This window comes from Herbaspirillum sp. SJZ107 (assembly GCF_006715485.1).
In the GTDB taxonomy this organism is placed as follows: Bacteria; Pseudomonadota; Gammaproteobacteria; order Burkholderiales; family Burkholderiaceae_D; genus Telluria.
Map to the genome: position 1 here is coordinate 308,436 of NZ_VFNH01000002.1, position 20,306 is coordinate 328,741.

17 protein-coding genes, 1 tRNA gene and 1 pseudogene are annotated in these 20,306 nt (G+C 56.7%); 11 read left to right on the forward strand and 8 right to left on the reverse strand.

Annotated elements, in window-relative coordinates; genetic code table 11:
- Positions 1-14 precede the first annotated feature (14 nt).
- Both traI and traJ read right to left on the reverse strand, forming a co-directional pair.
- Positions 15-1,715, reverse strand: coding sequence for a TraI/MobA(P) family conjugative relaxase (gene traI, locus FBX97_RS11060; protein ID WP_141831550.1), 1,701 nt, complete (start codon positions 1,713-1,715; stop codon positions 15-17).
- Between the two features lie 22 nt (positions 1,716-1,737).
- The gene (traJ, locus tag FBX97_RS11065; protein WP_141831552.1) at positions 1,738-2,112 is read right to left on the reverse strand and encodes a conjugal transfer transcriptional regulator TraJ; all 375 of its coding nucleotides are present in this window, start codon (positions 2,110-2,112) and stop codon (positions 1,738-1,740) included.
- 547 nt (positions 2,113-2,659) lie between these two features.
- On the opposite strand from traJ, the gene FBX97_RS11070 reads away from it, so the two are divergent.
- The 5 genes from FBX97_RS11070 to FBX97_RS11090 all read left to right on the forward strand — a co-directional run bounded on the left by FBX97_RS11070 (position 2,660) and on the right by FBX97_RS11090 (position 7,515).
- A complete protein-coding gene (locus FBX97_RS11070; protein WP_141831554.1) occupies positions 2,660-3,433 on the forward strand; it encodes an NYN domain-containing protein in 774 nt (257 codons plus the stop codon).
- A 400-nt stretch (positions 3,434-3,833) separates the two neighbouring features.
- Positions 3,834-4,535: a hypothetical protein gene (locus FBX97_RS11075; protein WP_141831555.1), complete on the forward strand. Its 702-nt coding sequence runs from the start codon at positions 3,834-3,836 to the stop codon at positions 4,533-4,535.
- 189 nt (positions 4,536-4,724) lie between these two features.
- The gene (locus FBX97_RS11080) at positions 4,725-5,636 is read left to right on the forward strand and encodes a phospholipase D family protein (RefSeq protein WP_141831557.1); all 912 of its coding nucleotides are present in this window, start codon (positions 4,725-4,727) and stop codon (positions 5,634-5,636) included.
- Positions 5,637-5,860: 224 nt separating this feature from the next.
- Positions 5,861-6,946, forward strand: a complete 1,086-nt coding sequence (locus tag FBX97_RS11085) for an NUMOD3 domain-containing DNA-binding protein (RefSeq protein WP_141831559.1) — start codon at positions 5,861-5,863, stop codon at positions 6,944-6,946.
- 251 nt (positions 6,947-7,197) lie between these two features.
- Positions 7,198-7,515, forward strand: coding sequence for an ATP-binding protein (locus FBX97_RS11090; RefSeq protein WP_255517520.1), 318 nt, complete (start codon positions 7,198-7,200; stop codon positions 7,513-7,515).
- A gap of 144 nt (positions 7,516-7,659) precedes the next feature.
- Here the strand turns inward: FBX97_RS11090 and FBX97_RS11095 are convergent, their stop codons facing one another.
- Together FBX97_RS11095 and FBX97_RS11100 are read right to left on the reverse strand one after the other, a co-directional pair.
- Positions 7,660-7,902: a hypothetical protein gene (locus tag FBX97_RS11095; RefSeq protein ID WP_141831564.1), complete on the reverse strand. Its 243-nt coding sequence runs from the start codon at positions 7,900-7,902 to the stop codon at positions 7,660-7,662.
- 58 nt (positions 7,903-7,960) lie between these two features.
- Positions 7,961-8,119: pseudogene (locus FBX97_RS11100) on the reverse strand (IS3 family transposase); the annotation flags it as partial.
- 686 nt (positions 8,120-8,805) lie between these two features.
- On the opposite strand from FBX97_RS11100, the gene FBX97_RS11105 reads away from it, so the two are divergent.
- The 6 genes from FBX97_RS11105 to FBX97_RS11130 all read left to right on the forward strand — a co-directional run bounded on the left by FBX97_RS11105 (position 8,806) and on the right by FBX97_RS11130 (position 16,138).
- On the forward strand, positions 8,806-10,377 hold the full coding sequence (locus tag FBX97_RS11105; RefSeq protein ID WP_221631793.1) for an AAA family ATPase: 1,572 nt from the start codon (positions 8,806-8,808) through the stop codon (positions 10,375-10,377).
- Entirely contained in the window at positions 10,368-11,858 is a 1,491-nt protein-coding gene (locus FBX97_RS11110) for a VWA domain-containing protein (RefSeq protein WP_141831566.1), read from the forward strand. The genes FBX97_RS11105 and FBX97_RS11110 overlap by 10 nt, the downstream gene beginning before the upstream one ends.
- Before the next feature lie 380 nt (positions 11,859-12,238).
- Positions 12,239-12,934 (forward strand): hypothetical protein, encoded by a 696-nt coding sequence (locus FBX97_RS11115; RefSeq protein ID WP_141831568.1) that lies wholly within the window; start codon positions 12,239-12,241, stop codon positions 12,932-12,934.
- A 449-nt stretch (positions 12,935-13,383) separates the two neighbouring features.
- The gene (locus tag FBX97_RS11120) at positions 13,384-13,788 is read left to right on the forward strand and encodes a hypothetical protein (RefSeq protein WP_255517425.1); all 405 of its coding nucleotides are present in this window, start codon (positions 13,384-13,386) and stop codon (positions 13,786-13,788) included.
- Positions 13,789-15,219: 1,431 nt separating this feature from the next.
- Complete coding sequence (locus FBX97_RS11125; RefSeq protein ID WP_141831570.1) at positions 15,220-15,870, forward strand: hypothetical protein; 651 nt, start codon at positions 15,220-15,222, stop codon at positions 15,868-15,870.
- Between the two features lie 70 nt (positions 15,871-15,940).
- The gene (locus FBX97_RS11130; protein ID WP_141831572.1) at positions 15,941-16,138 is read left to right on the forward strand and encodes a hypothetical protein; all 198 of its coding nucleotides are present in this window, start codon (positions 15,941-15,943) and stop codon (positions 16,136-16,138) included.
- An 83-nt stretch (positions 16,139-16,221) separates the two neighbouring features.
- Here the strand turns inward: FBX97_RS11130 and FBX97_RS11135 are convergent, their stop codons facing one another.
- From FBX97_RS11135 to FBX97_RS11150, 4 genes are all read right to left on the reverse strand, one after another.
- On the reverse strand, positions 16,222-17,439 hold the full coding sequence (locus FBX97_RS11135; protein ID WP_141831573.1) for an integrase arm-type DNA-binding domain-containing protein: 1,218 nt from the start codon (positions 17,437-17,439) through the stop codon (positions 16,222-16,224).
- A 173-nt stretch (positions 17,440-17,612) separates the two neighbouring features.
- Positions 17,613-17,697: transfer RNA gene (locus FBX97_RS11140), tRNA-Leu, on the reverse strand.
- A gap of 73 nt (positions 17,698-17,770) precedes the next feature.
- Positions 17,771-18,241, reverse strand: a complete 471-nt coding sequence (locus FBX97_RS11145; RefSeq protein WP_141831575.1) for a hypothetical protein — start codon at positions 18,239-18,241, stop codon at positions 17,771-17,773.
- A gap of 225 nt (positions 18,242-18,466) precedes the next feature.
- A complete protein-coding gene (locus FBX97_RS11150) occupies positions 18,467-20,260 on the reverse strand; it encodes a glycosyltransferase family 39 protein (RefSeq protein WP_141831577.1) in 1,794 nt (597 codons plus the stop codon).
- Positions 20,261-20,306 lie beyond the last annotated feature (46 nt).

The window sequence follows — 20,306 nt, forward strand, 5'->3', positions numbered from 1 at the left end:
ACGCGTGGTTTGAGTCATCTGCGACTGCGACCATCTATCGCACTTTTCCTTTTCTGCGGCACACTCGGATTCGGCGCGCGGATGTGCCGAGTGTTTATCGGTCCAACTTCTTCATTGGCGCGTGGTGCAGGCGGGCGTGTACCATGGTTGTGGATCGGATTTTCGCGTGTCGTGGCCGGTTTGGCGAGCTTCAGACGGCGTTGTTCAAGCACCGGATCGCCGAACACAATGGGCAGGTTTGCGACAGCGGCCGCGATGACCATCTGCTCCTTGAACCCCTCAGAGCCCGTGACGGTGATCCTTTTGCCGAACCGCTCGTGTGCCATTCGCAGGGCCACATGCATCGCTTCCAGCTCCGCACCGCGCGAGACCCGGAGCGAGTCCCCCTCATCCCTGACCGCACTTGCGCCGACCCGGTAGATGATCGTTCCCTGTTTGGTCACGCTATCGCGGCGGTGACCAGAAACGGGCGGATGGCATTGCGCAGCACCGCTGATGCCATCGCGATCTACGTCGCGCGTTGGCTTATGCCGGCGAAGTGCGGCAAGTGCGTCTGCGTTGCCCGTTCCCGCCTGATGGCGAAGCCAGTCAGACCACTGGCGCCGACGGCACTTCTGGCTGATGCTGATGTACTCCTGTTTGGACTCGCGCTTGATCTCCGAGATCTCGTCACGCAGTACGCTGGCGAGTGCGCGGTACATCATCTTCTTGGCGTTGCGCGGCATTTGGGCGAGCTTCAGTGCGGCGCGCTTCAGGCGCACGTGGCGCATCGCTGCCTCGATCCGCTGCTCTTTGCGCGCACGCACACGTTCCCGTTCACGTGCGCGAGTGGTCGCTACCTGCGCTTGCGCGGCCCGGTACTGAGCATAGAGCTTCGCCGTATCTGGACGCAGTCCGAGCGGTTTTTTCTCATACCGTCGTTGAGGCTTCAGCGTGGCCTCTTTTTCCAGTGCGGATTGGAAGGGACCGAATCGCTGTTCCAGTTTGGGCTTTGAAAAGTCGCGCCCCACCGAGCTGGCCTTGATTGTGGTCCCGTCCTGGGCGGTGATCACGAGGCCATTGGCACGCGGATGCAAATGTAGCCCGTTCGTGGACAGGACAGCGTGCAGCTGCTCCCACGATTGCGCCTGCTGCATCTGCGCCTTGCAGCCGCGCTGGATCCATCCGAGCAAGCTTTCGATGCCGACATGGTGCTCCATGTCGGTTGCACGGTTCTCTGCGCCGACCTTGCGTGGCATGTGGTTGTCCTTGCGTAGGCCGAATTCATCCTCGATCGTGCCGCACGCCCGGGCGAGTGTCCGGTAAGCGTGGAAGGGCTCGTGGATCGTGTAGCGCGCCGGATGGATCTTGTTGATGGCAATGTGCAGGTGCCTGTTGTCGGTATCGTGGTGCACCACGCTGACCCGCTGGTGACCGATGAAGCCAAGGGTGTCGCAGATGCGCTCCTCGATTGACGCCAGGGTAGAAGCGTCCGGTTCCTCGCCGTCGCGGAAGCTGACGATCAGGTGATAGGTCTTGTCCGCCAGGGACCTCGTGTTCATCGCCTGTGTGTTCAGGACCTCCAGCATCGCGAGTTCGACATCGTCCGAAATGCAGTTGGTCAGCCGGACGTCGCCTGTTCGTTCCTGCTTGCCCTGTGTATCCGTCAAGTACCGCACGAGGCTGGCGAAGCCGCTCTTCTTCACTATGTGCATCGGAATATGTTTGGCGATCATGATTAGCCCAGAGTTTTAGCCGCTAAAGCTCTTGACGCTCTGCTTGCGGAATTACCACGGAACGGATTACTGCACGCAGCTCGTCCTGCACTGCTTCAGTCTTCCTCAGGAGCGCACGGATGGTCGATTCGCCGAAGGCTGCAGTACGCTCGTCGTTGGTCAACCACAGCTTGAGCAGCCCACCCAGGCGGCCGAGGTCGCCATTGATGCGGATGAGCTCCTCGACGCACTGATGGTCCAGTATGCCCCGCACCTCATAACCTAGCCCTACAGTCAGAAGGTAGGTCGACAGGCTCCTGTGGGCAGCCACTGCATTTGCCTGTAGCTGTGCGCGCTCGTCCGGCAGGCAATACACCTTGACGGGAGGGCTGTTCCTCCGCGTGCGGTTATTTTCCATCGTTCACCTCGCTTGTGGACGGCGCCAGCCGGCTGGCCTCGCAGAGCAGGATTCCCGTTGAGCACGAAGTGCGAATAAGGATAGGTGAAGTAGGCCCACACGCGTCGCGTGTGGGCCTACTTCACCTATCCTGCCCGACTCTGCGAGTCGATTACGCCAAGACAGGATACTGATCGGCTTTCGATTTTTCCTCGACTGGATCAATGAAACTCATCGTTTATATCGAAGCGATACATCGCGCTGGCACACCAAAATGTGCGCCTACTTAGGGAGCGTCGACCTTAAGCCCGGTGGCGAGTCGGCGCTGGCACCTACGCAAAGTTCAATCAGGGTGGCAGGGCGATTCCACAATGTCGGACACTGCGGGTCGTGACAGTTAGTGACTTTTCCAAATTGACAGGATGCTATGCTGGATCCAACGGCCGGGTTCGGCCAGAAGCCGCCTCTAAGCTTGCTATTCTTTGTACGTGAAGAACTACTATTGACGTTGCTTAGGTAGCGCCCGCTACACTAGTATCATGGGCTTTTTTACTGATCAGGTACCGCCATGGGCACCACGCAAAATGCTGTCGAACCGCGCGTCGCGGTGTTTGTCGACTGCGACAACACCAGTCCGGAAATACTGGACTATGCATTGAAGATCGCGTCGCAGTTTGGCCGGATCGTTCTGCGCCGCGGCTATGGCAACCACACGACGCTCGCCAAGACCTGGCAGGAAGCGCTGGTCGAAAAGGCGTTCACGCCCTGTTTGCAATTCCAATACGCTGCCGGTAAAAACACGTCCGACATCGCTCTCGGACTCGATGCCCTGGAAGCGATGTTCGACGGCCGCATCGACCGGTTTTGCCTTGTCACCAGCGATTCAGACTTTGCTTATCTGTGCAGGAAACTGCGTGAGCGTGGCGCGACCGTATCGATCGTTGGCGAGGCGAAGACGCCAGCGGCCCTAAGGAATGCCAGTGACCAGTTCTTCGAATGGGCGCACGCCCATATGGAACCGGACCATTCTCCGGACTTGCGGCCGCCCTCGCCAGTTGCCGGTTCCTGCAAGAAAACCGTTATCAAGCGCCGGCCCAGGTTTGTGGTCGATGCGGTGGCGCTTCTAGCTGGGCCGACCGCCGATGGCCAGGTGCATTTGTCGGCGTTGGGCCAGTACCTGAAGCGTACCGACCCCGCCTTCTCACCGGCCGTGTACGGCTACTCGGGCCTCGCGGACATGCTGAAGACCTACGATTTGCTGGTGCTCACGAAGGCGGAAGGCGGCCACTACACCGTCGAGCTAGCGCCTGGCGATATGACCAGCGTCGCGTCCCGCGTCTGATGAGAGGACGCCATGAACCGGCCCGGCGGTTCGATCCATTCCTGCGGCCCCCATAGATCCCGATTGGTCTGCAATTCGGACGGCTTAGCGTAATTAGCAACAGTTACGCCGGCCTATAAGCCCTAGCGGGAACTCGTGACCGTATCCGATGGTTAAGTGCAGCAGGAAGTAGCGCTGCGACGAGGGCCGGTAATTCCATCGACAGCAGGCGATCACGACAGTCGGATATCTTTTCAGCTCGGCAACATGTTAGCTGACGCGACCGGCCGGAATCGGACCAAGAGCGGACGTTAGAAGTACTGTTTGAACCGTCGAGGCACAAGATTGAAAGAATACTTCGACACTTTGGCCCATATCACGTCTGCAATGGGTCGGTAAAGAAATCCCAACAGAGAAAAATATGTCGTCAAAAGAACGGAACTTCGAGATCGCCTACCTTATCGAGAAGCACATGAACGGGAACAGTAATGATGTGGCATTCAAGTATCGTGGAGTTCTCTGCTTTGATCACCTCTTCGCCTACACCCAGAGTTTTGACAAACCTGCGGGCATGGTCTGTGACCACGACGCAATTACGGATACTGCTCTGTGGCTATCCTCGTATCTCGCCCATTGGGGCATGTTCAGAGGAAGCAGCAAGTTGAAGGAAACGAACATCGTTTTCTTCAAGGATCTCGTGACCGAACTGCTGCATTCTAAGACGGGAATATTGAACACGATCGCCCACCTGCAGTTCCACGAACTTGCTACGGTCGATGCGGTGGTGCTCGATAACATATTCCACCGGATTGCGACGGTCTTACAAAAAGTTAATGTGACACCGACCGGAACACTTCTCAGTAAGGTCATTCTCGGCCTGACACACAACGTTCCCGGGTACGACCGCTATTTCGTGGCTGGTATCAAACAGTTGCAATCTGAAGGCAGGATCGATAGAAGAGTAGGTCCCAAGCTGACCGGCAAAAACGTTATCGCGCTTTCCGAATGGTATGCCGAGCGCGATTGGCCGGTGGTGAAAAGCCCAGTCAACGGTCTTCCATTGCCTTCTGGGCGTTTAGTTGACATGGTGCTCAATCAATACGGGCGCGATAACGCCGCCTGAAGCGCCGTTTGTCGCACACTGCGTATTGATTAGCACTTCCCGCATATATGGAGCTGGCGGACGGTTAGGTGTGCAGCAATAAAGCGTTCTCAAAACGTCATGTAGCAGGCTGAATTTCCCACATTTAATGCCGCGAACGATACAATTTCCTGGTCAATTTCCGTCTAATACAACTGCTGAGGCATAACTATGTTCTTGGAATCCGGCCGCGCGATTGCCGCGCAGGTCCAACTTCTGGTCGACCAGGAAGTCGTGCAACCGGTACGCTTCGCGGTTGCGTTTTGGGGAGCTGGGGCCGACTTTAAGCTACGGGGTGCATGCCGAATCATCTGCGACCTCGCCTCCGGCATGTGCAACCCGGCCGTCATCGCGTCATTGCTCGACCGGGACAATACTGTCGTTCTTCAACTTGCAGGCCTGCACGCTAAAGTTGTGGTCGGCTCGGCTGGTGCGGTAATTTCGTCTGCGAACATGTCCACTAATGGTCTTGGCGCCGAGGGAGCTGACGCCAGCGGCACTATTGAAGCGGGCTATTTTGTCACTCCTAGCACGTCCGACCATCGGCGGGTCGCCGCATGGTTTGAGGAACAATGGGCACAAGCGACTCTCATTTCGCAGGACGATCTCACTGCGGCGGCGATGCGATGGGCAGATCGCAACCGTGAAATGCCTGCACTGGAGACTATATCCGACCGTTCGTCGTTTTCATCTTTTTCCATCGATCCTGGCATGCTGCTAGAACCGCACATTGACCCACAAGACCGTCTAGCCGCTGTCAAGCCGCTCGTTTTCAATGTACTTAAGGAAACCCTTCCTGATCTCGATCGCCGTCGTCTGGGTAAGATTGCGACCTGGGCCTGCCATCTCCTGTTGAACCGGGCTGGCATGATGCAGGAACATGGACCAGGAGACGGCGAGGCGCGTGGTCTTGCCGATGATGCGTGGATCTACGGCCGTTTCGGCACTACAAAGCGCGCGGAAACGCTCACCAGCGTCGCGGCGTTGTTGGCATCGATCAGTCGTTCGACGTTCTTCTCACGAGACATCAGGCGCGCAGCTGCCGAAGCGTTGCGGGAAATAGGCAACGATGGCTACCGCTAATGACCGATTACGCGGAGACGCAACGTAATGCGTGCCGGCGCCGCGGGCCAACAGATCAATGCCGCATTGCCCGTGTACACCGACAGATTGCAGTGTCCGCTTTGGGTCGGTTGCAGACGTTCGTGACACTTCGCTAGATTTTCCAACTCAGCAACATGCTATGCTGGCCCGACCGTCTGCAATCGGCCAGAAGCGGTCGTTGTAAATAGGTGAGAAGAGGTTATATGCCGTACTACCGCGTCACCTACTATATCTACTTGCATCGCCGCCTCGACACTGGCGACGTCTTTTATGTAGGTAAGGGGACGAAAAGTCAGAAGCACCAGTACCAACGCGCTTACGAAAAGAAGCGCAGAAGTGCTCTCTGGTCGCGCATTGTCGCCAAGGCGAACTACCAAGTCGAAATTATTGCTGAATTCTTTGCCGAAGAAGACTGCTTCGCCATGGAGCGGGAGCTCATCGCCCTTTATCGTAGGCGATACGACGGTGGCACCTTGTGCAACTTGACCTTAGGTGGCGATGGACTTAGTGGCCTCACCCCAAGTGAGGCAACCAAGCAGAAGCTTCGTGAAGCCAATTCGGGTGAAAAGCACATTAACTGGGGTAAGAAGCTGTCTGAGGAGACACGGCGCAAGAAATCCGAGTCGATGAAAAACAGCGACAAGAACTTACGCGGCAAGAAGTTGCCAGAATGGTGGAAGGATAGAATTCGCGCCACTAAATTCGGCGAAGCTAACCCCATGTTTGGCCGCACCGGCGAGCAAAGCAAAATGTCTCGCAAGGTTATGAATTTCGAAACCGGCGAAATTTATGCCAGCGTCACCTTGGCCGCCAAAGCAATTGGCATGCCGATGAAGACGCTCTACAACCGGATGGTGAAAGACAAGAAACACGGCACCAGTGCCACTGTCATGCGCTTCGTGGGGGAGGGCCGGTCCAATGAATTTACACCGGAACATAAGAAAGCCATTTCGAAGGCGCGCCAAGGATACGTGCCATCTCCAGAGCAGGTAGCCCGGCATTCCCGGTTTATGTCCGGTCCAAGCAACCCGCTTCGTGGCAGGAAGCGGTCAAAGTCTTTCACCGAGAAGGTTTCCCGTGGCAATCACCCTGCAGCCAAGAAGGTGATTGATCTGTCCACCGGAGTTGTGTACGGCTGTATCAAGGATGCAGCAAAAGCAGTCGGGGTTGGCAGCAATACCGTTTCCTCTTGGCTCAATGGAAAAACCCCCAATCCCACGTCATTGTCATTCATCACAAATGACGTCCAAGCGCTGGACCCGCCCTCCCACCTAGATAAGATTACGTGATTAACTAACGTCCGTTCTGGGTCGGTGCAGTCGCGTGTGACAGAGTGTTACTCTTTCAGGCCGGCAACCTGGTTCGCGATGCACCGCTGCGCATCGGTGCGCCCGGCTCCTTCATTCTGCCCCACGCCAGCGACGATGAAGCGGCCTTGGTCGCCGATGCCGCAATGTACCTCACGCGCACCCTACTACGGTGTGCTCGCATTTCACGGCACTCGACGACGACTGCCGGCTGCAGCGCCATTGCAGCAAGCATGCGGCGGAGGCGCCGGGTGTACCCCGATTTTCCCGATGTAAAAGGGCAGCAGCATGTCAAACGCGCATTGGAAGTGGCCGCTGCCGGCATGCATTCGGCCTTGCTGATTTGCCCGCCAGGCGCTGGCAAGAGCATGCTGGCTGTGTCCCGCGCCTGGAAGAAGTATCGCTGGTCCCCTGACTCCACACTATTCGGCTTCCACCAACGCCGAGGCAACCCAGCGCTGCAAGGGACATTCGATGCACACTACAATGCTTGTTTGGGCGGCTCAGTCCAGCCAAGCTTAAAGCCATTCCTGCACCGCAGGATGCCGTAGTCGCGTGCCTCGTCATATTTCGCTTTGTCGGCGAAGACTTCTCCTCCCTGCAGGACTACGCACACAACCAAATCCCTATCATCTTCAGATCGAACCGGGCGACTTTAGCCAAGACGGATGGCTGGTAGCCAGTGCACAGCCTTGTTAATAAGGGTTGTCCTCACGCATCCTGTCACGACATTGCTGTAAAGCGGCGATGAGGATGTCGAGCTGAGACTTGCGCGTGGCAAGCGGATACTCGGCTGCAGTAGATCTTAAAATGTCATGATGATCAATCCAGAACAGTCCATGAGTTTCAAGGAATTCCTGATACTCATCGTCTGACATTCGTGCCATGGTAGGGATGTCTACCGCTTCGACCTCGATAGTACCTTTATAAGTTGACATAGATGCCTTTGGTAGGTTGTGAATCGCCCCGGCTTTTGCGGAGGCCGGTTAGTGTGAGTCAGGCCGGGCTGGCTTGACCGCTCAACTGCTTGTAATAGTTTGCCTCAGCTTCGGCTGGCGGTATATAGCCGAGCGGTTCTACCAAGCGGTGATGGTTGAACCAAGAAACCCATTGCAGCGTGCCCAGTTCTACGGCCTCGTGCGTCTTCCAAAGAGCGTGGCTTAAAGCGCCTAAAAAACTTGTTACTTGCCATCATGGCAACAAGCTCGTACATTGAGCCATACCGACGGTCAGCTATCGGCCTATTGTGTTGAAAAAGTCGAACGGCAACAATTTTTGGTGGTCTCAAACGTCCAACCACTTTGAGATCGTTCAATAGCGGCGGTTCTGGTAAGTCGAGCCTGACAGGATTTTTGTCCGGCCGTAAACTTGGCCGAGTTTTTCAACAAAATCGGCCAGCAGCGGACGTAAGCCCCGCGGTTTCGGTTCGTCTATGGCGATGAGCTTGCTGCACTACGTCTAGGTCCCCGTAATCTCTGCGAAAATTACTGCAGGCGATGATTGGGCACTTTGAAGAGCTTAGTTGGCACGACAACACTATTCATTTTTTCGCGTTGCACAAGCAGACGATGCCAATGCGGGGATCGATTCATCAACGAGTCGGGCCGAGCAGGCAGCGTGTGGTCCGCCTGTCGCGCGGGCGGGCGATCGCTGTCGGTAACCGTTACGCCCCAGCAAGCCGTTCTCGTCAGTGCGCTAGACGTCGTCCCGCCCTTGTCCTGCCGTACTAGGACAACTAAACCACCCGACGATGGGCGCGACAGCGCATTTTGTTGCATTACGTTAATGCCGCATGAGAAAATGCGTACGTTTACCATTCTTTAAAGCGAATTGAGAAACCCGTGCAACGCACCAAAGCTCAGGCAGCATCCTCGATTAGGAATCGAGTTCAGGATCTGGTCAAAACTATCTCGCAAGGAATGTACGAGCGGGAAGAGACCATCGCCGTTGCACTGCTGGCTGCGCTGTGCGGGCAGAATACGTTCCTGTACGGTCCTCCCGGAACGGCGAAAAGCCTCATTTCAAGGCGGGTCGCCTGCGCATTTCAGCGGCCGGTCTATTTCGAATACCTGATGAACCGTTTCAGCACGCCCGAAGAAGTGTTCGGGCCGGTGTCGATCAAGGCTTTGAAGGAGGATCGTTATATACGTAAGACGGACTCATATCTCCCGAAAGCGGATTTCGCGTTCCTGGACGAAATTTGGAAAGCGAGTCCCGCAATTCTGAACACTCTGCTCACGCTGATCAATGAGCGCATTTTCAAAAATGGCGAGAACGTCGAGGAAGCTCCGTTGAGAGCACTGATCTCCGCGTCCAACGAAACACCGGACATTAATCAGGGACTGGAAGCGCTGTACGACCGCTTTATCGTTCGCCTGATGGTGGCGCCGATCAGTCAGCCGCAACATTTCGAGCGGCTGTTGAACAGCAGACCCAGCCGGTCGGACGTCGACGTTTCCGCCGCACTCCAGGTTCGGTCCGAAGAGTGGCATGCCTGGCTTGAGAAAATCTACACGGTGACCTTGTCGCCCGAAACCCTAACCATCGTTCATCTGGTTCGCGAACAGCTCGCGCAACGATTGGATGAAATTGGTGTGTACGTGTCGGACCGGCGCTGGCAACGGGCGGCTTTGTTGATGAAGGCGGCGGCCTTCTTCAACGGGCGAACCGAAACCAATCACAGCGATGCACTGCTGCTGGAGCACTGCATCTGGACCCATCGGGACAATCATCAAGCGGTGATGACGATTGTGGCCGATGCAGTGAAGTCAGTGGGGTTCGATAGCGGCTACAGCCTCGCCGAGATCGACCAAAAAAAGGAATCGCTTGACCGTGAGATCAACAATGAGCTGTTCTATTCCGCGGACGTGTACAAAACAGAAAAGAAAGCGGATGGCGAAGAAGTCTTTCGGCTGATCCTGTCTGACAGTTTTTATTATGCGCGACGCCAAAGCGGGGATGTCGCGGTGTTCCTGCCCTATAAATACATGAAATCGCTGGCTAGCTTTCACCCTTTGGACAGATCCGGCAATGAGATTCAAGAAATCACGTGCTTATTTGACGGACAGGGGACATGCAACCTTACGGAACGTCGTAGCGATATAACGCGGACTTATAAAGCGGAAACGCGAACGTATACACCGGATATCCTGTTTCACAAGGGCGACAGGAAAGGCAATGTCAACAACCGACTTGTGAAGTCGATGGCGACGTCGCTCTCGGGCATCAAGGCAGATCTTGCTTCGATCTTGCGAAAGGTTACAGCGCGGTGCGCTAACCTTGAATCGCAGCTTGATTCCGTGTTTGTCCCCGTCGAGAAAACGAGGCTGGCGATCTCCGGTATCTTGGAACAGAGAGAAAGCCTGAAACTGCGCATCAAGGACTGTGAACGGCTCGAAGCACTATGCCGCTGAGCCCGGTCGACAGCGCATCGCAGGAAGTAAGTGCCGCCATTGGAGCTTCCTACGCTTCGGTGCTGGACGCGTCGCCCGCGGTCCGGCGCCACGTGAGCGAACAAATGGTGGAATGGGAGCGAGCGACCAAATCCGCGCTGGGCGCAGAGTTCCCCCTGCTGTCTCACGAGCGAAAGCTACTGCATTGGCAGACTGAGTTGCACTCCCTGGACGTTCCGAAGAGTGATTTAGACCAGGCGGTCGACGATTACTTGTCGTTCTCTAGGGCGATCGGGCGCCCCGCCAACGAAAGCTTCTGGAGAGGCCAGTTCGGTACCGGCAAACATCGGACGGCGAGCCGCTGGAAACCGGCTGAAGAAACGTTCATTGGCGCCCGACTGTTACTTGCCGAGTGGCGGAAACAGCTCGATGGCGTCCGCGCCGAATGGGAGTTACAGGAAATCGCGTCGCGCCGCGCGGCTCTCATGGAGCAACTCGACAGACTCCTCGAGCTGTTACAGAAGCTGCGGGACCAGCTACATGAGCTTGGACTGGACACCGGCATCCTGCTTGACTTGTCCAAAGGAAGTTTAACGCCCCAGAATATCGAGCAGTTTAAGCGCTGGGCAACGTATCTTGCGGAGGACAAGGGGATCCGATCCCTATGCGACCTGCTGGGGAAAATGCGGCAAATCGATTTGTCGGAGAGAATCGAACGGGTGGCATCCGTCGTTCCGACTAGCATACACGTGCCCGATATCAGTTCCCGCGAGGAAATTGTCGGCATCCGGCTGGGGAGAGATATTGAGCATGTACTGCCCTCAGAACTTGCGTTGCTTGCGGACCCAGACACGGCGCTGCTGTTTGACCTGAAGTATGTCGAGTCGGGCCTGATGTGCTTCGACATGCAGGGCATTCAGCGCATCCATAGGCATGTCGAGACGGAAGAAGAGCGGCGTATTCAGGAAGCCGAACAGCACGGTCCAATGATGATCTGTGTCGACACCAGCGGTTCGATGAACGGCACGCCCGAGACTGTCGCGAAAGCAGTGACACTATTTCTCGCAGCAAAGTCGAGGGAACAGAAGCGTCCCTGCTATTTGATCAATTTCTCGACCGGAATAGATGTGCTTGAGTTGGGCGCGGATGTGGGACTTGAGGCGGTGCTGCGTTTCCTGCAGATGTCGTTTCACGGTGGTACCGATGTTGCGCCGGCGCTTGAACATGCCCTGGACAAAATGGAAGAGGAGGCATATAGGAACGCCGATCTTCTCGTTATCTCAGACTTCATTATGTCAGCCTTGCCTGAACGCACCCTCGCGCGCATCGACGGCAGACGGGGCCATGGAAACAGGTTTCATTCGCTCGTTGTCGGCGACTGCTACATGACCCAGCGCCTGAAAAGTTTTTTTGACAACGAATGGGTGTACGACCCGAGGTATGCGCGCATTCACGAACTGGTTAGTTTCCAGCAAGATATGAATTGTAAAGGGCAGGTCTAAGCCCAAGCCTATTGGCTTTCGTCTTTCAGGTGCTGGCGCCTCTCACTCTAGGGCTGTGCAGGTCTGCTCTCGGTCGATCTCGGCCGTTCAGAATGTTCAGGCACAACCCCGAACGTCTCAATCGCCAGTTTAACGATGCGCGACAGACAGGCGGCGGAGGCCGAACAGAGCACCTCGCCATGCAACTGGCCATCATGCCATTTAGGTTTTGCCTTTTGATTTCGCAATGGCCGCAGCAGCAACTGCCATTTGGGTCGGTTGCGGCCAGTCGCAACAATCAGTGATTTTTTTAATTTCGGCAACCTGCTATGCTCACCCAAGCGGCCGGGCTTGGCTTGGGAACGCCGTTAGCGCTTGATGAATTCTAATTAGGAAAATTTTTGAAGAAGTATTTTACCGAAAGATCCGCTTCCGTCGGTATTCGCGCGATAGCCGTCGTTACCCTCTTCATCTACCCGCTTGCCACTGCGCAAGTTGTGCGGCAGGCTCGGGATGCCGAAACCAAACCGTATGTAAGTCGTGGTGCAGACGGTATCCAAGGGTGTGGCATTCAAATAAAAGTGGTCGACGACAGGCAGACACATGCGGATCAGTACACATTAGTTCTGGCTGTTAGCCCTGAAGACACTTACGGCGTTATTCAAGGCGGGCGCTTAAGATTAAGCATTTCTCAATGGCAGAGTGTTTTAGCGGGCAAGATCAGCCTTCCTAAACCGTCCGGCCCTGCGCCGGAAAGTTTCTGGATTACGAGAGAGGCAGACGCAAAGCCATTGGTCCCGATCAAGTTGGTGCGAGATAAAAAGATGCCTGCGAAACTAATTGCGTTAGTTGAGTTCGACCGTACCCTCTCGCTTATTGCTGACATAGCCAAGGGTGCCCGTACACAATTCGACCTGCGTTATCCAGGTGATGCCCCGCACATCATGAGATTCTCAGCCCCCCTTAACAAAGAAGACAAGGCAACGGTGGATGCGTGCTTCGACGGGTACATGAAGCGGCTCGACGAGCTTAACGTTAAGTTAAAGGCTCAAAGAGATCAGCTGCCAGATAGTACCCCAAGAGATTCCAAACACTAGCATTTAAGTAGCGGCATTGTGGAACAGCATAGCCTCTCGCTTCTATTGGGTAGTGGTACTTAAGAAGATGGGTCTGTGCAGGAACTGGAACCGATTCTACCCCGAACGCGAGTATGGTTAGCAATGCTTCCTCGTATATAAGCGTACAAAGGCAGGCCGCGAAGTTCGGGTCTATTGTGTTGAAAAAGTCGGACGGCAACTTTTACGGCGAATTTCCAGTGGCGTTGACAGTCCAAGTGACCCGCGTTTTTGCCATGGTGGCCGTTCTGAACAGTCGAGCTACCGATCTTTTATTTCCAAGCGGCACTAGATCCGAGTTTTTCAACACAATAGGTCGGTAGCTGCCGTCCAGGTACGTCAGCAACCGGCCATGACCGGCCATGCGCTGGCGAGCCTCGACAGTTATGTTTGCGTGTCGTTAATTCATGGGTATAGGCAGGGAACTTATCTTGAGTTATCAAAAGAAGATAAATCGAATTATTTTGGCAGCCGCCGCCCTCGCTTTCTCCTCTACGGTCCAAGCGGATAAGCTGTCTGTCCGTGTCGAGCCGCCGGATTGGTATAAATTGCTGAACCAGGATAGGACGTGGAATATCATTCTGAGCGGTGAGATTGACTCTGACGCGCCGGCCCGCGTCGCAAAAGCGCTAAAGCAAACTGGCAATGACGGCGCTGACGTGTTTCTCAATTCCCCCGGCGGCAACCTGTTCGCAGGCATGCAGCTTGGCCGCGTCCTTAGGGAAGCTGGCGTGAACTGCCCGCCTTTTGCGCACTCCGCAACATTCGAGCGAATTGCGTACCCTCGCCCGTCGCGATTAATTTCTCAATTCTCCGTGCATTGTAAAGATGTCTGAAAGGCATTCGTTGTATTTTATTGGTTCCATTCAAAGGTCTTCAGGCTTTAAAACTGTTGCGAAGAACTGGTTTGGCGCACCTGTTTAAGGTCAGTCGAGTCTTCCAGCGCTATACAGGCTAGGGGCTTCATACGCTTCTTCGTGCGAAAACGTCCCATCCGAAAAGTGTATAAGCTTGGTCGTCGGAGGCGCCAAATGCATGCTTCCTTGTATCTCAAGGATAAAGTGTCCGCCGCATCCTGGATGTATCATTTCTGTTCTGTCACCACCAGCGAATCTCGTAAGTTCGGCGATATTATATCCGAAGCATTCCAGGCACCGGGCCGGAACCGATCGCTGTGAAAGAAACACTAAACGGTTTGCCTGTTCGTCGAGTTCGCTTCCCAGCGTATGCCAGTCTTCGGTATGGAACTCCCGCACAAATTTGTGTCCCTGGTCCAGCCAATGAGAAGACTGGCAATCCCACCCGGTCCTAAACCATCTGCGCTTCGCAGTAGCGGATTTGAGCGTAGTAGCCGCTCGCCGTATTGCGTTTATTGTAATGTCAGGCGAGAGATTCTCTATGTTTCGCACGCCGTCGCAATCGAAACACCATCCCGTGTGGTACTGCATCGGAAGTTGGGTCTCGCTGTCAAGCTGGTATCTACGCGGTCTCGAATACATGACCCCTGGTTCCGTTCGCTTGCAACTCGTGCAAGTCATCTTCGCGATTGGGAATCCCAAAAAACTTTCTCCACAAGTGTTAAGTCATCGGCCAAAATCCTTGAACGCTACCACGGCAGTGGGCGAAGAGGCAATTCATAGGCGCTGGTCTCTGGCGATGGCCTCGTGGACTGCTATCAAACATTCGCTTGCCGTAACGTCGGCTCAGTCTACGAGATTGTTGCTGCTAGAGCAAGTAAGAGGTTTTGTTCGGCGTTCTAAAGAGTTAGGCTAGCGTCCTCGCTTTAAGGTAGACAGTGCAATTGCCTAAAAGCGATTCAGCCCTTTCAAATGTGTTATTACGCGGCGCATGAAGTGTCCCACCGTCGGGCACAATGGCAGCCCTTGTTAGTAAAGTAGGCCATCGTTCAAACCACCACCTGCGCACCCGCGTCAACGATAAGATCTCGCGAGCAAACTGGCTGGGTTTTCTCCTTCCGAGGGGACCATATTGCTTCGCTCGAGCGCTTCGCTAATTATTTAGTGTGGTCAGTGCGAAAAAAGTAGCGAGAGGGCCAGCCGCTGCGCTATATTGCATTTTTTACATGCAGGGAATTCACGAACATGGACTCTCAGCCACGACCGACAGACAGTACAACACAACAAGAACGCGCGCCCGTATGGCTGCGTGGTGCAGTGTTACCTTGGATTCTTGCTAGTGCACTCGTCATTACAAATATTGTAACGCTACTAAGCGAACCGGTCCGGTTGCCTGGGCAGGACAGCCGTGTGTCAGCCATCAAGGCGGCGATCGAAGATTCTATTCATTCGATCATGGGACGCAGGCCCCGCCCTGCATCAACCAACGCTGTGCAAACGGCTGAGGACCTGTCTAGGGAGAACCGCATTCTTGCAGAGCGTAAAAAAGAGCTGGAGTCCGCCGTTAACAAGCTACAGCGTGAAAACAGCACCGCGAAAGCGCAAAAGGTCGAGGCAGACAACCACCTAAGAACACTGCAGGCAGAGCACACTGGCCTGCGAGAGAAACACATCGCACTTGAAAAAGACCGGGACGCGCTAAAGGCTATCTCGGTCAGACGCGCAAAGGTAGTCAAGACCGTGGCAGACCGGATATCCCGGAATCTGGCAGTACATGCTGGGGAGCTCATCACCGAACTGCCTCTTCGGGCCGCACCATACGTCGGGGTTGCTACGCTGGTAGCAGGGACTGCAGTTGATATCAAATCCGATTGCGAGCTTTCTCGCACGTTGAACGACCTGGTGGTCGAGCACCAAGAAGCACCACTCGACACACACGCAGTGTGTCAGTATGCGGACAAAATTCCGACCGCAACCCAAGTATGGACCATGGCGAAAAGCCAGGCAGATAAGTTGACGGTACCCGTCTACCAGGTCGTCGAAAGGCTTTACCGGCGCTGACGGATTAGGCAAAAAACATCTTTCATGGCATTGTTGGCCTTACTCATCCCCTCTGATAATGAATCCGCATATGGATAAATTGGTTGGTTTGGTCTTTTTGCTGTGTGGTCTAGGTCTTCTATGTGCTGCTGTCGCTGCTGAAATTGCGTGGCTCGGCTTTTTTTTCGGCACCGTAATCGTTGGCATCGGCTTACTTTTCTTTGCGCCAGCATTATTGTTATTGCCGCTTGCGGTCTCAGTCGAAGGAACGATAACCGACCCGAAGTAAACCCGGCCGATTACGTTTTGCCATCGATAGTCCCAGCTTAAACTGCTGGGCAGCATATTGGCTAAATCGTCACCGTGGCGTCATTAATATGGGTGCCGCAACGGAACAATCTCGGCACCCCTACGTAATTTATCTAGGTAATCCGCCCAGCGCTGCATCATCTCTCTGCGGGCGGGTAGATGCGCCGTGCGATTGTAGGCCCGTCCGTTTGCATCTCTGACCGCGTGCGCCAATTGGTGTTCGATCAAGTCGACACGCTCGCCCAAAACCTCGTCCATGATGGTTCGCGCCGTCGCCCGAAAGCCGTGCGCGGTCATGACTTCCTTGCTGTATCCCATACCCCGAAGCGCAGCATTGATCGTGTTTTCGCTCATGCACCTATCGAAGCTGCGAAGGCTTGGGAAAACGTACTTCGTTTCCCCCGTTAGCCGATGCAGGTCTCGCAAGATGGCAACCGCCTGGGTCGCTAATGGCACCAGGTGCTCGATCTTCATTTTCATCTTGTGCGCGGGGATACGCCACTCTGCGGCATCCAAGTCAAACTCCGTCCACTCTGCCGCTCTCAGTTCGCCTGGACGCACGAATAGCAGGGGAGACAGCTTGAGTGCAGCGACCGCGTATGCATGTCCGTTATAGGTGTCAATCGAGCGAAGCAACTGAGCGACCTGTTGCGGTTCGGTGATGGCCGCGTAATATTTCTTCGGAATTGCGACGAGGGCGCCCTTCAGATCCGCTGTTACGTCGCGCTCAGCTAATCCGCTTGCTACTGCGAAGCGGAACACCTGGCCACAAAGTTGCTTCACCTTGTGTGCAGACTCAATCGCACCGCGGACTTCCATTTTTTGCACGGCGAGAAGTACGTCACGGGGGGTAAGGGTTGAAATCGGCATATTGCCAATGTATGGGAAGACGTCCTTCTCCAGCCAGGTGGTCAGCTTTTCATGCGTGCTTGCCGCGCGATCTGCCGCCGTCTTGTTCAGCCACACTCGTGCGACAACTTCAAAGGTGTTGGCTGCAGCAGCGGCCTGGAGCTGCTTCTTCTCGCGTTTGGCGGTGGATGGGTCTATTCCTTCGGCGATCAATTCGCGCGCCTCGTCGCGTCGTTTTCGAGCCTTGGCAAGTGAGATGGCAGGGTAGATCCCGAGCGCGAGTGTCTTGCGGACGCCGAGGTGGCGATAATCCATCCGCCAATATTTTCCCGTCAATTTAACCAGCAGGTACATCCCGCCGCCGTCGGCGTACTTGTCGCCGCCTGGCTTGATTGGCTTTACTTGCCGAACGAACGTGTCAGTGAGCGGCATGATTGCCTCCGTGACGGTATCTCGTTTGAGCTTATCAATAAGTACCGTCAAAAATGACGGTATTTTTGTCAGCTTCTATCGTACCGCTATGGACACAAATGGACAACTGGGAGGGGCTCTCCCTAGGGAAGGAGGTCTTTTTGGACGATCTTGGACCGTCAAAGACCTGCTGATGGTGCCTCCGGCCGGAATCGAACCGGCACGCCTTACGGCGCTTGATTTTGAGTCAAGTGCGTCTACCAATTCCGCCACAGAGGCTGCAAGCGCAGGCGCGCATCTTAGCACACGCCATGGCAAACTGACCAGTCCCGTGCGCCAGGCAGATGCTGCATCAGCAATCCATCTGCTGGCGCAGCTCCCGCAGGGCAGCGATCGGGCCGGTGACTTCGAGCGCATGGTCGCGCACGGTCACGGTGATTTCCTTGTGCTGCCATTGCGGCCAGCGCTCGGCGCGGGCGCGGTAGTGCACGGTGCCGGGTGCGCGGCCGGCCTGGGTGTAGCCGAGCTTGTCCAGGGCATCGTCGAGCGTGCCGACCAGGTGCCAGGCTTCGAAGCGGGTCTTGACCTGCAGCCGGCCCGGCAGCACGTGCATCATCGGCAGCAGGCCGCCGAGCAGCACCGGCACCACGATGTAGCCGAGCGGCGCATCCGGATCCAGCAAATGAAAGGCCATCATCAGGGCCGGCAGGCCGAGCGCCAGCGTCATCGCGGCTACCGTCCGGCCACGCATCGACCACAGGCTGGGCAGGAAACGCGCGCGATCGCGGGCGTGCTCGATATCGGAAAACGTTACGCTTTTCATGATGGGCTCCTTGGCTGGGACGGCACATGCTGTATGCCGTAACGCCATTTTTGAACACCCGCTCCGAAGGAGAATTGATCTTTCTCAAGCGAGGCTTTTCCTTGGATAAAATGCTTTTAGGCAATATAGAGCGAGGCCGCCTGTCCATTCCGGCAATGGGCGGTGCCGGCCTCGGGCATAAAAAAACCACCCGGCGTAAGGGTGGTCTTTTGGCGGCAAGCTCGCTCAGTGCGTGCGCTGGTACAGGCGGAAGCGTTCGTCGCGGTCCGATGGGCGGCGGCCTTCCCACAGCAGGGTCCAGTCGCGCGGACGGAAGTCCTGCATCACGTCGCGCCCGCCCCAGACGCCGTCGCCGTGCTGCATCACCCGGCCTTCCGCCAGGGCGCGTTCCACCGGGCCGGTTTGCCCGGCGCGGCGCCCGCTACTGTCCTGCACCAGCAGGAATTCGCAGCGGTCCTGCCCGACGCGGGCGAAGGGCAGGTGGCCGAAGTAGGCGAGCGATGCGCGCTGGGCCGGACCGACGTTGGCGTCGATGCAGCCGGCGTCGGCCGGCAGGCGCGCGGCGAGCTGCTGGGCTACGCTGGCGTAGCTGCGCGCATAGTTCAGGTCCGGCAGGAACAGTGTCATCAACAGCACCCACAGCAGGATCAGGCCGCCGGACGACAGCACCACCGCGCGCCACAGCACCGAGGGCTGGCGCGACAGGCGCCAGTTGACCAGGAAGATCCAGCCGAGCGTTGCCGCGGCCGCCACCAGGAAGGCGACGATGCCGAATTCCGGATGGAAGCCGGGCACCAGCTTGAGTGCGTTTTTCGCGAGCTGGGCCGGCACGCCGGTCAGCTTGGCGATCCAGAACAGCCACACCAGGGCGCCCAGCAGGGTCAGCACCATCACCGAGAACCAGTCGATCGCATTGATCGCGCCGCGCTTCATGGTCGGCAGGCCGAAGGCGGCCATCAGCGCCATCGGCGGCAGCAGCTTGAGCAGGTCGCCGTTTTCCGAGACCGGGTCGCACAGCAGCAGCAGCACCAGCGCGCCCACGAACCAGGTCGGCAGGATGATGTGCATCAGGCCGTGCTGGCGGCGCCAGGCCCACGCGGCCCAGGCGGCGAACGGCCAGGCCGGCCAGCAGTACCAGACGCCGACGCGCACGAAGGCTTTCAGCGCGGTCCAGTCAGGCAGGCTGAGCTGATTGGCGTTCCAGCTCAGCCAGTCGCCGACCGGGGACAGGCCGTACGGCTTGGCCAGCGCCGCCGGCACGATCCAGACCAGCGATATCAGCACGGCGGTGCCGGCGGCCTGGCCGAAGTGGCGCAGGGTGTGCGCCGACGGCAGCTTGAGGACGCGCATGCACAGGAACAGCGCCGCCAGCAGGACCAGCGGCGACGCGAAGCCGCGCGTCAGGGTCTGCAAGCCTAGGGCGACGCCGACCAGCACCGCGTTGCGCGGGGTGGCGTCTTCGATGTAGCGGACCGAGCGGAACAGGAACCAGGCGACCAGCGAACCCTGCAGGGTCACGGCCAGCGTTTCATGGCTGTGCAGCAGCAGGCCAAGGCAGCCGATGTAGATCAGGACCGCGGTATCGGCCAGGGTGCGGCCGTAGTCGTCTGGCTCGGGCTGGCCGCCGAAGGCCAGGCGCAGCGGCTGGGCTTCGGCGCGCCGGCCCAGGTGGAAGGCGGCATGCCACAGCGAGACCGTGCCCAGCACGAACACGCCGGCCGTCGAGACGCGCGCACCCAGCACGTCGCCGACCAGCCAGCCGAACAGCTTGATGCAGAGCGCTCCCAGCCAGAACGCCAGTGGTCCTTCCTCGGGTGCCGGCAGGCCGGCGATATTGGGCAGCAGCCAGTCCTGGATACCGCCATGGGCCATGGTCCACATGATGCCGAAGCTGCCGGCATCGTCCTTCCACGGATCGCGCCCGATCAGGCCCGGCAGGATGTACAACAGGCCAAGTGCATACAGGGCCCATCGTGGCAGCGCAAGGGTGGCGGCGGCGGGGAGGCGGACTGGTTTCATCGATAAGCTGCGCACGCTGCGTGGTGCGTTGAATTATTGTTGTGGC